General features: G+C 49.5%; 12 protein-coding genes and 1 pseudogene. 7 read left to right on the top strand and 6 right to left on the bottom strand.

Features of this window, described 5'->3' with window-relative positions; all coding sequences use genetic code 11:
- The first annotated feature begins 1 nt into the window (after nucleotide 1).
- The 3 genes from L1I42_RS07700 to L1I42_RS07690 all read left to right on the top strand — a co-directional run bounded on the left by L1I42_RS07700 (nucleotide 2) and on the right by L1I42_RS07690 (nucleotide 2106).
- Entirely contained in the window at nucleotides 2–961 is a 960-nt protein-coding gene (locus L1I42_RS07700; protein WP_236113892.1) for an FAD:protein FMN transferase, read from the top strand.
- Between the two features lie 184 nt (nucleotides 962–1145).
- Nucleotides 1146–1541 carry a CBS domain-containing protein gene (locus L1I42_RS07695; RefSeq protein ID WP_236113891.1) on the top strand — a complete coding sequence of 132 codons (396 nt, stop codon included), beginning with the start codon at nucleotides 1146–1148 and terminating at the stop codon, nucleotides 1539–1541.
- Nucleotides 1542–1698: 157 nt separating this feature from the next.
- Complete coding sequence (locus L1I42_RS07690) at nucleotides 1699–2106, top strand: universal stress protein (RefSeq protein WP_236113890.1); 408 nt, start codon at nucleotides 1699–1701, stop codon at nucleotides 2104–2106.
- A gap of 178 nt (nucleotides 2107–2284) precedes the next feature.
- On the opposite strand, the gene L1I42_RS07685 is transcribed toward L1I42_RS07690, so the two are convergent.
- From L1I42_RS07685 to L1I42_RS07665, 5 genes are all read right to left on the bottom strand, one after another.
- On the bottom strand, nucleotides 2285–4333 hold the full coding sequence (locus L1I42_RS07685; protein WP_236113889.1) for a putative bifunctional diguanylate cyclase/phosphodiesterase: 2049 nt from the start codon (nucleotides 4331–4333) through the stop codon (nucleotides 2285–2287).
- Complete coding sequence (locus L1I42_RS07680) at nucleotides 4303–4797, bottom strand: putative pterin-binding protein (RefSeq protein ID WP_236113888.1); 495 nt, start codon at nucleotides 4795–4797, stop codon at nucleotides 4303–4305. Before L1I42_RS07680 ends, L1I42_RS07685 begins: the two co-directional genes overlap by 31 nt.
- A gap of 312 nt (nucleotides 4798–5109) precedes the next feature.
- A complete protein-coding gene (locus L1I42_RS07675) occupies nucleotides 5110–7164 on the bottom strand; it encodes a putative bifunctional diguanylate cyclase/phosphodiesterase (RefSeq protein WP_236113887.1) in 2055 nt (684 codons plus the stop codon).
- Between the two features lie 399 nt (nucleotides 7165–7563).
- Entirely contained in the window at nucleotides 7564–8004 is a 441-nt protein-coding gene (gene rnk / locus L1I42_RS07670; RefSeq protein WP_236113886.1) for a nucleoside diphosphate kinase regulator, read from the bottom strand.
- A gap of 168 nt (nucleotides 8005–8172) precedes the next feature.
- Nucleotides 8173–8808, bottom strand: coding sequence for a tyrosine-type recombinase/integrase (locus tag L1I42_RS07665; RefSeq protein ID WP_236113885.1), 636 nt, complete (start codon nucleotides 8806–8808; stop codon nucleotides 8173–8175).
- A gap of 148 nt (nucleotides 8809–8956) precedes the next feature.
- On the opposite strand from L1I42_RS07665, the gene L1I42_RS07660 reads away from it, so the two are divergent.
- The 4 genes from L1I42_RS07660 to L1I42_RS16370 all read left to right on the top strand — a co-directional run bounded on the left by L1I42_RS07660 (nucleotide 8957) and on the right by L1I42_RS16370 (nucleotide 11976).
- Complete coding sequence (locus L1I42_RS07660; protein WP_236113884.1) at nucleotides 8957–9172, top strand: hypothetical protein; 216 nt, start codon at nucleotides 8957–8959, stop codon at nucleotides 9170–9172.
- Nucleotides 9172–9753 (top strand): Fic/DOC family protein, encoded by a 582-nt coding sequence (locus tag L1I42_RS07655; RefSeq protein WP_236113883.1) that lies wholly within the window; start codon nucleotides 9172–9174, stop codon nucleotides 9751–9753. Before L1I42_RS07660 ends, L1I42_RS07655 begins: the two co-directional genes overlap by 1 nt.
- Before the next feature lie 559 nt (nucleotides 9754–10312).
- The gene (locus tag L1I42_RS07650; protein ID WP_236113882.1) at nucleotides 10313–11290 is read left to right on the top strand and encodes a sensor domain-containing diguanylate cyclase; all 978 of its coding nucleotides are present in this window, start codon (nucleotides 10313–10315) and stop codon (nucleotides 11288–11290) included.
- Nucleotides 11291–11547: 257 nt separating this feature from the next.
- Nucleotides 11548–11976 carry a pyocin activator PrtN family protein gene (locus L1I42_RS16370; RefSeq protein ID WP_369413081.1) on the top strand — a complete coding sequence of 143 codons (429 nt, stop codon included), beginning with the start codon at nucleotides 11548–11550 and terminating at the stop codon, nucleotides 11974–11976.
- A 126-nt stretch (nucleotides 11977–12102) separates the two neighbouring features.
- Here L1I42_RS16370 and L1I42_RS07640 read toward each other — a convergent pair.
- Nucleotides 12103–12357: pseudogene (locus L1I42_RS07640) on the bottom strand (IS3 family transposase); the annotation flags it as partial.
- Nucleotides 12358–12371 lie beyond the last annotated feature (14 nt).

Below are 12371 nucleotides of genomic sequence, written 5' to 3'. Positions count from 1 at the left end.
CATGCTGACGCGACGGAAATTTTTAGCCTTATCTGCCGGCGGACTGGCATTGACGTCTTTGCCGGCGTCCGCGCAGGATATTGCCACAATCGGTGGCGCGGCCTTCGGCACCTATTGGCGGCTTTCGGCGGCGAACATATTTGATGGCAAACAACTTACGGCGCGGTTTAATCAGACCATTCAGGCGGTCGACAAATTGTTTTCACCCTATCTGGCCAACAGCACGCTTTGTGAGTTCAACCGGCAAGCCAGCACCAACTGGATTCAGGTGCCGCCCCCCTTGCATAGGCTTGTTTCGGCCAGCCTTGCATTGGCCGAACGCAGCAACGGTGCTTTTGACCCCACCATAGGTCCTAACGTGGCGCGTTATGGGTTTGGCCCCATCACGGGGCGGTCTGGTCGATATAACGAAATCAGCCTCACTCCCGGCAAGATACGCAAAGCACGCGTCGGCTTGACCCTTGATCTTTGCGGCATCGCCAAGGGTTATGCGCTTGATCAATTGCGAGCTGATTTGGCGGCCTTTGGCCTCACCGATTATCTGCTCGACTTGGGCGGTGAGGTGGCTGCACACGGCCTGCACCCCAGCGGTCGCCCCTGGCAGGTTGGAGTTGAAACGCCCGATGCTAAGGGCCTTGCCCATATCGTCGCGCTGAACGGTCAAAGCGTTGCCACCTCAGGGCTGGGGGTGCAATCTTATAAACCGGCGGGTTTGACTTATGGCCATATCATCAATCCCCAAACCGGCGCGCCGATGGTCGGTCGCACCAGATCGGTGTCGGTGATGGCTGAAAAAGCAACATTGGCCGATGGCTGGGCGACGGCCCTGATGGCCATGTCCGAAGAGGAGGCCATTGGTGTGGCTGAGCGCGAAGGGTTGGATGCGTTATTTTTGCTGAAGGAAGGTGACCGGTTGCGGCCGGTCTTTACTGGCAATTTTGCCCAATGGGTCATCGCATAGGAAAGAAGAGTTTAATGGAAATATTGCTTCCTGCATTTCTGATCATTTTGGGTGCCGTGGCCGCCATGTCCCTGGGCCTTGTTTTTGGACGAGGCCCAATCAAAGGCTCCTGTGGCGGTCTGGCGTGTATCGACAAACTCGACTGCAAGGATTGTCCCCATCGCAACCATGAACGGAACAGCATATGACGCCGCACCAGACCATCGCCCGATTTATGGTGTCTGATATTATTACGCTCTCGCCGGACATTGAAATCAATATTGCGGTGGCGCAGCTGCTGGAAAAACATATCTCCGGCGCCCCGGTGGTGGATGATACTGGCGAGCTGACGGGCATGCTCACCAAAAAAGACTGTTTCCGCGCGGCGCTCAACGCCAATTACTACAAACAATGGGGCGGCACTGTCGAACAATATATGACGCACGACCCGGTCACTCTGGATTTAGAACTGGATGTGGTGGCGGCGGCAGAGTGTTTCCTTTCCAGCTCCTGCCGCCTGTTCCCAGTGGTGGATGACGGTCAGCTTGTTGGCATTTTGAGCCGGTCCGACCTTTTGCGGGCTTTCGTCGAGGCCGGTTGAGGTCTGGTCGACGAACATCAGGCTGAAGACGGTTCCGTGTCTTGAGCAACGGTACAGGGTAAGGCGCAGCCGCTCTGTCTTGAATGCGCGAAGGTGATCTAGATCAACACATGACTTGCCTTAAATGCTATTCTGAGGCTGCAGAGGAGGATTGAACATGTATAAGAACATTTTGATTGGCGTAGCATTGGAACATGACGGCAAAATTGGTGGCTCTTTGAATGTCGCCCAGTGCCTGCTGGCAGAGGGGGGTAAAATCACGGCATTGCATGTTATGGAGCCGATTTCCGGTTATGTTGAGCCCTACTTACCAGAAGGCCATCATGAAACCCGCAGACATGAGGCCCAAGCTGGACTTGCAGCTGAATTGGGCGGCGTGAAAGATGTGACGCCTGTGGTCATGTCTGGTAATGCCGGACGCGTCATCGTTGAATTTGCCGATGACCATGATATTGATTGCATCATCATCGCTTCGCATCAGCCGGGCTTGCAAGACTATCTATTGGGATCGACAGCGGGCCGCGTGGTGCGCCATGCGCGCTGCGCAGTGCATGTAACGAGATAGTTCCGAAGAAGTCTTGACGGGTAGAAATCAACTGACAAGCAGAATTCTGGAACCCCTTGAGCACATTTTACATGTGCCCGCCAAGAGGAGGCACCGGTGTGTTTGATATCAATCGTGGTCGATTGGCACTGCGATTGACCGACAAAACACGCTCAATTTTGCCTAAAGGCGTTTTGGCCTAGCGAATAGACCGCATGGGTTCCTCAGCCAATTCGTCCTCGGTAAACATCTGATGAGATTGTGCGATAAGTCGGCGCAATGTCGCCTCCAAATCCTCAAAGGGAAGAGGGCGACTGTACAAAAAGCCTTGGCCAATATCGCATCCAATGCTTTTCAGCGTTGCTTCCTGCTCTGTGGTTTCAATGCCTTCGGCGATGACCCGTGCACCAATGTTATTTGCCAGAATGTTCACCGCTCTAATAATGGTCCAGTTAGCAGGGTTTTGCCGTGCAGCTTCGGTGAAAGATCTATCGATCTTCAGCTCGTTCCAGGCAAATTTCGTCAGATAGGAGAGGGCTGAATAGCCAGTACCAAAATCGTCAAGCGCGATGGCCACACCTAACCTCTTCAATTGATCGAGGCGCTGCAAAACGGTTGTTGTGTCTGAGATCATGATTGACTCGGTCACTTCCAGCGTCAAGCGATGTGGTGCCAAGCCACTCTCCTGCAAAATTTCTGCGACATCTTCCACCAGCTGTTCACTGTGAAGCTGCACAACTGACAGATTTACCGAGACATTCAACTCCATTGGCAGCTGGTTGGCGTGGAAACATGCCGATCTAAGGATTGACTTTCCTAGTCCCACCACATCACCACAACTCTCGGCAATGGGGATGAATTCGGAAGGGGAAACCCACCCAAATTCAGGGTGTTTCCAGCGGGCCAGCGCCTCGAAACCAAATATTTGACCCGTCCTGAGATCAACTTGCAGCTGATAGTGGGGCTCAATCTGACCCGTTTCGACCGCAAATGAAATGTCCCGCTCAATCTGCTGTCTGCGCTGAAGATTAGAACGCATGTTGGGTTCAAATTCGAGAACGCGTCCTTTTCCTTGAGCTTTGGCTTCTGTAAGCGCAAGGTCGGCATCGAGCAGAAGGTTCTCACATTCAGGCAGGCTAATGGGTCGTGATGCAAATCCAACCGTCGCGCCAACCGCCATATTGCCGAACTTTGTTTCAAAAGGAGTCTTGAATTGCTTCAGCAAATCTTCTGCCACATGGCTGGCGTTGGTTTCTTGTTCCAATTCGGCCAGAATTATAAATTCATCGCCCCCCAACCTTGAAACCAAATAGTTTTCACCGCAACGAGCGGCCCACGTCATGAGCCGCCGCGCAACACTTACCAACAGAGCGTCTCCAGCAGGATGCCCAAGCAGGTCGTTTATCGCTTTGAAGCCGTCAAGATCGAGTGTGAAAATGGTCGCCTTTTTTCCGATTGTTTTGCCCGCAAGTATGGATCGGAAATGTTCATCAAAAGCAGTTCGATTTGGAAGGGTGGTTAGTGAATCATGACGCGCGAGATATGAGAAGTCCTTAGCGCTTCTCTCGGCTGCGACTTTTGCTCGATGCAAAGAAGTGTTTTGACGGATGATCAGTCCAATCAAGGCTGCAGCGCCAATCAAAAGCGCCAGTATGATCAGACGTTGGTGAAATTGCCGTTGCTGAAGTTCACTTCGCACAATATCTGCTTCGGAAACCGAGACAGTATGTGCATCCGATCCAATCCTATCAATGATGGGAGCGGCCTGGGCCAGTACGGAGAGCACATTTCTGTGCGCTTCTGGATATTCCAGGTTGGCGACATCATCGGCGATGCTATCGATTAAAGACCGTAATTTCTCGAACCGGGCGCGCTGCCGAGGGTTGCGGTCTAGGACCAGGCTAGGGAAGCCGCCCGAATCCCATGTCTTAAGACGACTGAGAAAAATTTCGTAAAACAATCGCGCCTTTTCCGCGTCTACTTGGTCTCCAAGTGCGGCAAAACGCGCTGCGTGCTTCTCGAAATGTGCGGCCTCAATACGCCCATTTGCGCCTGCCCAGCTCACGTCGTAGTGCATGGATCGGGAAACAGCGTCCTCAGTTGCCGCGAATAGAGTAACCTGAAGAATTGCAGCGACAAAAAGTGTGCCGAGCGCACAGTACGCAAATACCCGGCCCTTCACCCATCCAAGCTTTATGAGCCAAAGCAGGTTCATCTCTATTCGATTGTAATCTGCCGAACCTGCCATGCCGAACGTGTATAATATAACTCTGTTCTGAGGGCTGGATCGGAATCATAGGGATAAATAATGAATAGCGGGCCTTTTTCGGCAACTGACATCGCCTCGCCACCCTTGCGTGAAGCTAGGATTACACCATGTTCCTCAAAGTCCGTTATCGGCACTTCGGTGCTATAATTATTGAGTGCGAGCACATAGGCGATATCGCCATTGGCCCCGACATGCTGCATAAGTGCAGCAAGCGGCACACCTTCAAATGTCTGTTCGCCTTCGTGCCAGGGCGTTGCTGTTTTGATGGTTTCCATTCCAATTGCTTCTAGCTGCTCCAAGGTGAAGTTGCGAGGTGTAGACCCTGCTATCTCCCCGTCAATGGTCAGCACAACGCGCCCATCATCTGCATTGGCCGATGTAAAACATAGTCCGATACTGATCACTGTAACGGCAGCGCATATGAAGTTTGAAAATTTGCCCATCGGAGCCCCCCTCAATTGGACGTGATCCTATTGTTTTAAACGCCACTGTAGTGAAAAGCCGGTTACAGTTTAGTAAAGAGAGCTCTTGGGACACGCTGCGGGTGAAGGGGATGTCAAAACAATCGAAGCTAGCTGTGTCCGGGCTGTCAATTCAGGTTGGTTCGCGGAAACGAAGTCACCCGCGGCATGACCCCTCATCACTGCTGTTTAAATGGAGATTACAAGTCACCGCAGGACAGTTTGGCGCGTCCTACAATTGCCACCTAAATCGCTTTTGTGACGCCAACCACGAAATATTTTTACAGACAAAGTTTATGAGCTCAGCCGCAGAGTATCCTGCGGGCCTTGTTTCCACTGTTTTAGACAAGCAAGCGAGAGCGGTTTGCTGAAAAGGTAACCTTGAATCAAATCGCAGCCCGCGAGCCGTGCGATCTTGAGTTGCTCTTGTGTTTCCACCCCTTCAGCGACCACCGACATGTTCAGGGCGCGACCCAAATTGACGATCGTTTGCGTGAATGCGGCCGCTTCGCTATCAAATTCTATATCCATTATGTAGCTGCGATCAATTTTCAACTTGTCAAAAGGAAGTAGACGCAAATAACCAATTGAAGAAAAGCCCGTGCCAAAATCATCCAAAGCCATAGAAAAGCCAATGCGTTTAAGTTCCAGCATCCTCGCTTTTGCGATGTCAGGGTGCGTGACCAGAATTCCTTCGGTCAATTCTATTTCAATTTGTTCTGCCGAAACGCCGGTCTCGTCTAATATTGTAGCGAACGCATCAACGAGCGTTGAATCGCGCAATTGCACCGGCGATAAATTAATGCTCACTTTTAAATCTGGCATTTGGGCGATGTCATCACACACCCGCCTAAAAACATATAAGCCTAGTTTGTGGATTAAGCCGGATTCTTCTGCAAGTGGAATGAAACTGGCGGGAGGGTAAAGGCCCAACTCCTCAGAATTCCAACGCACCAGCGCCTCTACGGACTTCAATTCCCCGCTTTTCGCCGCAACAATAGGTTGGTAATGAACATCAAGCGTTTCTTCGATCAACGCACCGCGAAGTGCCTCAATCACTTTTCTACTTTTCACAATATTGGTTTCAATTTCGGTTTTGTACTGGAGTGGTTTTGGCAATCGCCTTTTTTTGGCATCATACATTGCGACATCCGCTCGGCGGACAAGTTCCTCTGGTAGGGCTTTGCCATCTGCAATGGCAAAGCCGATCGACACCGATACATTGATTGTTTTGTCGCACAGGTGAAAATCATGTTGAATGTCATTGATAATTTCAATTGCAATGGCTGTTGTCTCTGCCTTCGCATTTTCGGCATCCAGTAGGATTGTGAATTCGTCTCCTCCCACGCGTGCTAAGAAAGATTTTTTGGGTAGTCTATTTGTCAGCCTTTGGGCGACCTGGCGAATTAGAGTGTCCCCTGCGGCATGGCCGAGTGTGTCGTTTACATATTTAAAGTCGTTAAGGTCCAAAAATAGAATGCTCAATTTGCCAGAACGACTTGCCGCAACAATATGTTGGTTCCTCAGGCGCTCCTCAAACCGAAATCTGTTCGGCAGCCCGGTTAGACCATCGGTGCGTGCCGCGACATAGGAAGACTTTTCTTTGTTGGCTAACTCTCTTGCGGAAAGTTTGGCCGCCTTTGCGACAACAACTGAGATCAATGAGAACATGACCAACACAATAAAAATTGGAGTCGCGCTTTTTGCCAACAATTTTTGACCAGGCTTCGGCGGCGACCACGTCAAATGAGCGATATTTTTTCCGTCGCCATCCAAGAGCGGGATATTCATGCGTCCTTCCCGCACCACTTTTGACACGGTCAAATCCGGTGTCAGAAATGACTGACCCAGCGCAGCTACTCTTTCATCGTGAAAATGGAACCCCATTATGTTAATGGGCAACTGACCCGGGCGCACCGAAGTTGTGTCTACTGGCGTAATTCTGGCGGCGGACAGAAGATAGAGGTCTTCCCCCACAAACATAAACTGAGCCCTCGCTTGCACATCGGTTGTGGGTACGTCTTGCAAACTATCAACGAGCGCTTTTAGCGACGCATGGTCTAGAATGTTTGGGTCGCTTGCTTTGCCGCTATAGCGGGTCCAGCTATAAATTACGCGACCGTCGGGCTGAATAATGACGAGTAAATCCATCGTGCCGGATTCCGAGACACCGACCTGCATATTGCTCGAGACCCAACTTGAGTTTTCCGCTGTTACATTGTCGAAGGCATCCTGCCACCACGAATAATCAACATTGATTTTTTTCAAGCTTTCCTGAATGCCTTCAAGACCGCCACTAATCATGGTTTTAGAATCTGTCGCCGACATCCGGTTTTGCTCGGTCGACATCCAAAATATCACGCTACCAATGGTAAGCGACGTCACAATTATAGCCCCAAGCAGTAGAATGGAGATGTGTCGGTTTAGGTGGTTCCTCATAGCGGGCCTCGTTTTCTCGTTCACGATCGTAAGCCCGAATTGTTCACCTCTCGTATACAGAAAAGATTAATTAATACTAAGGTAAATTAAATGTTGCACTTAAGTTAAAAAATTTATTCATTGCAGCTTCAAACTTATGGGTTACCTACTCTGGAGTTTTCACGTTTCTTTGAACTAAGCGCAAGGTTTTAGCGCGATTGAAGGTTGCGGCAGGTCAGCAAAAACCTGCCGCTAAGAAGGATTGCCTTTTTCTAGACGGTCAGCGGTTAGAGAGATTTTGAATTGATAAGGACTACGTTCGTTACGATCCTACCGCCAGGGAGGCGGCACTTGGCTGACCGTGCGAACCGTCAGGTCGAGCATGCGTCCATCTGCAGTTTTCCATGGGATCGTTTGCCCTCCAGAAAGCCCAATCAATGCCGCACCAACCGGGGTCAAAACAGAGATTCTGCCATTTGACACGTCTGCATCTCCCGGCGGAACAAGTTGAAACGAACGATCGAAACCATCGCTTGTAATAAAACTGACGTAGGAGCCCATCCGGACGACGTCGTCAGACAATTTTGCTTGTGGTAACATTGTTGCTCTTTCTAGTTCATTGATCAGCTGGTGCGCGACTTCCTGTGTCGCCCCTTTTGCGACCTCGGCGAGATTGCTTAGCTGTTCAAAAACCGCATCACCTATGAAAATTTCGGGGAGTTTCGTTTCGTATTTGACTGACATGAGTAGATACCCAAATTGCTTTGCCATGAAGGCGCGTGTAACGGTTTGTGGTCTGGTAGATGCGTCTTAGATGTGGTCAATAAAATTGCATCGCCCCGCATTTTCTAGACACTGGTTTAAACTTATGCACCGGTAAAGTTGCTGAGAAATGAGGTGCGGAAAGGGTCGTGCTGATTAGTCGACCCATTTGTCGAATTAAATCTCGACACTTCCAGATATCGACAAAGCGTCATCGAGGTCCACGCCAAGATAACGCACAGTGCTTTCCATCTTTGTATGGCCTAGAAGCAACTGCACGGCTCTTAGGTTGCCAGTCTTCTTGTAGATTTGCGCGACTTTAGTTCGCCTCATTGAGTGCGTCCCATAGGCACTTGGTTCCACACCAATTGATTGGACCCAGCCTTTGAGCATCCGGGCATATTGTCGGGTTGAAATATGGGGTCGATCATGAAATCGTCCAGGCCAAAGAAAGCTGTGGCCGCTCATTATGGGATCATCGATCCACTCTTTGAGCGATGCTCTGGTGCCTTCGGTCAATTCAAATCTGACTGGTGACTTGGTTTTGCGTTGTAGGACCGAAGCACGTTCTTTGATGGCGCCAGCGCTATAAACATCAGAAACCTTCAATCTGACGAGATCGCACCCACGTAGCTTGCTGTCGATTGCGGTGTTAAACAGTGCGAGGTCTCTCACCGCATTTGCAATTTCCAGGCGCACGCGAATTGCCCAAACATGTTTGGGCTGAAGTGGCCTTTTTTGGCCGATAATACGCCCACGATTCCAAGCCCGATTGGATGGAATGACCATTGGTAGGTTTGTTGAAGCTGACATGACAGGTCCTTTTCACCATACCCTCCAACCACAGCACTCCGAAATTTAGCAAGCTATTATCTCACCGGACTGATGCAATTGGCAAATTGGGGACAGGGTGCAGCTAATCCCTTTGCGTTTAATTGCGAAATTGTGGTAAAGTTTTCCTATGAGCAAGATCGTAAAAACACAACGCGAAGCATCTACAGGGCGGTTTATCCAAACCAACCTCGGCAAAGCGAAAGCTTCAAAATTCGCCTTGGTCGAAGGTATGTCTTTGAATTCAGATTCTCGCGACCTGATCTCGCGGCTGGAGCGCCGCGGGCTTAAAGGTGATGCGTTGCGCAAAGAAATCATGAGTTCGTTTGCCACCAAGCAGGGCTAATGAGTCGCTATAACGCCACCGAAGATCCTTTTTGCTATCCTGGGACACAAGTTCTTATAAACAAGGCGGGTTTACGCGATCAGGATGAGCTCGATCAATTTGAGCAGCTAATGTATTTGACGCGGGCGGAAGAACCGCTACCCACGGGTAACCTCGACTACGAGCATTACAAGCGTATTCATCATCATTTTTTCCAGGATGTATATGACTGGGCCGGCCAATCCCGCGAAATCAGGACCGGAAAAGGTGGAAACTGGTTTTGTTTTCCCGAGTATATTGATGGCGAAATGACTAGAATTTTTGGTCAGCTTGTCAATGAAGACCATTTAATTGGGCTTACTAACTCAAAACACTTTGCGGAGCGCGCGGCATACTACATCGCTGAAATCAACGCTATTCACCCCTTTAGAGAAGGCAATGGGCGCTGCCAGCTTACGCTGCTCGATATTCTTCTTGTCAATTCTGGTTTCACCATGAACGAAGACCAAATTGACCCCGACATTTTCATGCAGGCAATGATTGCAAGTTTTCGCGGCGACAACGGGCCGCTTGAACGGGCTATATTGGACTTGATGTCTTAGGTGGCAGATAGCGATAAGACTTTCACAGGAAGCCTAACCACCGCCATTTCGGGGATAGGATTAGATTTCCGTAGGCCGCCCTAAGCAAAACCCTGGCATTGCGGCCGACGAAGGTCTGCTTTGAGTAATGCAAAACAAGGACCCCGAGCGGCAGCTATTGGGATGGGGCGGACAATTTCAATCATAACCCAGTCGCCACTGACTGTGCCGATAATCCAAATTCGGAAATTACACCTCCCAAATTGAAGAAGGCCCGCACGGTATGAGCTTTTCATGCGGGCCAAGTCGTTCCAATCATCACAAATCAAGAGGGGTGTGGTTGGACCAATTTAAAATATCAGCCGTTTCCACCAAAGTCAAAATTCAAAGCGGGTAATTTTTTAAATTGTTTTTTAACTGTGAGCCTGAGTAATATTTAAATAATACCACATCCATAATTGTAATATATCGGATGCCGATCTGTCGCGGAATTGTTTTTGACAGCGCTATATTAACAAAGTCATTTCTACATTTAATCAAGATGTAAAATATACAACTTTGCATAGAGGAGCTTATAGGAATGGCCGGTACCGAGACGATTGTGAACAGAGCATTGCTCGATCTGGTTGAGGCTACTAACGATGCTATCGTTGTGACTTCTGCTGATGATCTGGACCGTCCTGGTCCACTAATAATTTATGCCAACCCTGCTTTTTGTAGGATTTCCGGCTATAGTCCCGAAGAAATAATTGGAAAATCTCCTCGGATTTTACAAGGGCCGGGGACGTCTCAAAAGGCACTCCACCGCATTTCATTGGCCTTGAGAGAAGGGAGTGAATGTCAAGAAGAATTATTAAACTATTCGCGGGACGGAACGCCCTATTGGTTGGATATTCACATTGTTCCATTGCGCGACGAAACCGGGACCATTCGATATTTTGGTGCAATCGAGCGAGATGTCACAAATAAAAGAAACGCAACAGAACGCCTGAAGAAGTTGGCATTAGAAGATGTTCTGACAGGTATAGGGAACCGCGCGGCGCTCGAGAGGCATATTGAGGGCCTCTCAGAGACACCAAATTCCACGGTTGAAACTCTATTTATGCTTTTGTTTGATCTCGACGGTTTTAAGGATGTAAATGATTCACTCGGGCATATTGCTGGCGACCAAATTCTTCAACATTTTGCTGGATATCTTGCTTCTTCATTGCACCGTGACGACTTTTTGGCCCGGCTTGGAGGGGATGAATTTGTTGCAGTATTAAAAGGGTATACGCCCGACTCTGCACGTCACTTTGCTGAGAACGTCGTTAAGAACCTATCGCTGACAAATGTAAAGGGGATTGAGCAAATAAGTGTGAGCGTCGGCATGACAAGCTTTCTGCCAAGCGAAACAATGAAGCAAGTACTCCAAGCGGCAGATATTGCGCTATACAGCGCGAAGGAGGCCGGGAAAGGGCGCGTGCATATATATCATCAAATCGCAAATCGCCGCGGCAAACCAAATCATCATCGCAACATAGCTTCGCGATGTGGGGCGCGATCATCCGGGCGTTAATGTGCGCGAGGAATTTCTCCCATTGCGCAAAACCATCCAGCCCATGAAACGGGTTGATGCGATCATCTAAGGCAATATCCGCTACACAATGTGACTGGATGATATGTAAAGCGAACAGCGCACAGCGCCCCAAAACCGGGATTAGGGTCATGGATAGCAAATCGGTCACCACCCCAAATGAGTGGCTCGGCTGACATCAATAAAGCCTCGTCTGTATCGGCGGCGTAACGCCACAAAGCGGTTTCCAGATATCAAAAATGTTCAATGAAAATGCAAACTGTCCCTGCTGCAATGCCATGACAAAGCATTTTTCAGGCCTGCCTGATCGGCCATTCACAACCGCCTTAAGCGGCAACATCAATGAGTTGCCCTTAAACCTCAACCGCAAAGCAACGCGGCATGAGATCCTTCGAAGGGAATTTGAAATGAACACAACGTTCCTATTGATGGCTAAATATGACGGCCTGCCCATCATCCCAGCCCAGCAAGTGTGCGAGGATTTCTTTCCCCACCTAACCCTACCGAAGTTTCTGCGCAAAGTCAGTGAGGGTCAGATACCGCTGCAGCTGGTGAGGATTGAGAACAGCCAAAAGAGCGCCCGCGGTGTCCATATCCAAGATTTGGCAGCCTATATCGACGATCGCCGTAAGGCGGCGCATCGGGAATATAAGCAGATGTATGGATAGTTTCGAATGTCGCTATTTCGCGAACAATTTCAAAATATCTGAACGGCGCATTTATGATTTTAGGCGAGCTGCACTTTGGGCGCGTTTGCGCGCTTTGATTTGTGCAATAGCATAGCCCGGTTTTTTCTAGACACCCTGCGGGTTCAGTTTTTGCAGGTTTTCAAAGTCTGCGGGTGACAGCATGCCATTTTTGGCGTGTTTGCGTTTCGGATTATAGAACATCGCGATGTAGTCGAACACGTCTGATCTTGCTTGATCGCGCGTTTTGTATGTTCTCCTGCGAGTGCGCTCGCGCTTTAAAAGGATGAAGAAGTTCACAGCCACGGCGTTATCATGATAGTTTCCACGGCGGCTCACAGAGTGCTCAAGATTGTGCTGTTTGCATACCAGGAAAT

This window comes from Maritalea mediterranea (assembly GCF_021568695.1).
GTDB classification, from domain to species: domain Bacteria; phylum Pseudomonadota; class Alphaproteobacteria; order Rhizobiales; family Devosiaceae; genus Maritalea; species Maritalea mediterranea.
This window is presented reverse-complemented; position numbering and strand designations above follow the sequence as displayed.

Bases quoted from the DNA above. Each gene is read 5' to 3' on its own strand.
- L1I42_RS07685 (WP_236113889.1), bottom strand. From the start codon at position 4,333: ATGGCAGGTTCGGCAGATTACAATCGAATAGAGATGAACCTGCTTTGG.
- L1I42_RS07660 (WP_236113884.1), top strand. From the start codon at position 8,957: ATGAGCAAGATCGTAAAAACACAACGCGAAGCATCTACAGGGCGGTTT.
- L1I42_RS07675 (WP_236113887.1), bottom strand. From the start codon at position 7,164: ATGTCGACCGAGCAAAACCGGATGTCGGCGACAGATTCTAAAACCATG.
- L1I42_RS07695 (WP_236113891.1), top strand. From the start codon at position 1,146: ATGACGCCGCACCAGACCATCGCCCGATTTATGGTGTCTGATATTATT.
- L1I42_RS07680 (WP_236113888.1), bottom strand. From the start codon at position 4,797: ATGGGCAAATTTTCAAACTTCATATGCGCTGCCGTTACAGTGATCAGT.
- L1I42_RS07700 (WP_236113892.1), top strand. From the start codon at position 2: ATGCTGACGCGACGGAAATTTTTAGCCTTATCTGCCGGCGGACTGGCA.
- L1I42_RS07690 (WP_236113890.1), top strand. From the start codon at position 1,699: ATGTATAAGAACATTTTGATTGGCGTAGCATTGGAACATGACGGCAAA.
- L1I42_RS07665 (WP_236113885.1), bottom strand. From the start codon at position 8,808: ATGTCAGCTTCAACAAACCTACCAATGGTCATTCCATCCAATCGGGCT.
- rnk (WP_236113886.1), bottom strand. From the start codon at position 8,004: ATGGCAAAGCAATTTGGGTATCTACTCATGTCAGTCAAATACGAAACG.
- L1I42_RS07655 (WP_236113883.1), top strand. From the start codon at position 9,172: ATGAGTCGCTATAACGCCACCGAAGATCCTTTTTGCTATCCTGGGACA.
- L1I42_RS07650 (WP_236113882.1), top strand. From the start codon at position 10,313: ATGGCCGGTACCGAGACGATTGTGAACAGAGCATTGCTCGATCTGGTT.
- L1I42_RS16370 (WP_369413081.1), top strand. From the start codon at position 11,548: ATGTTCAATGAAAATGCAAACTGTCCCTGCTGCAATGCCATGACAAAG.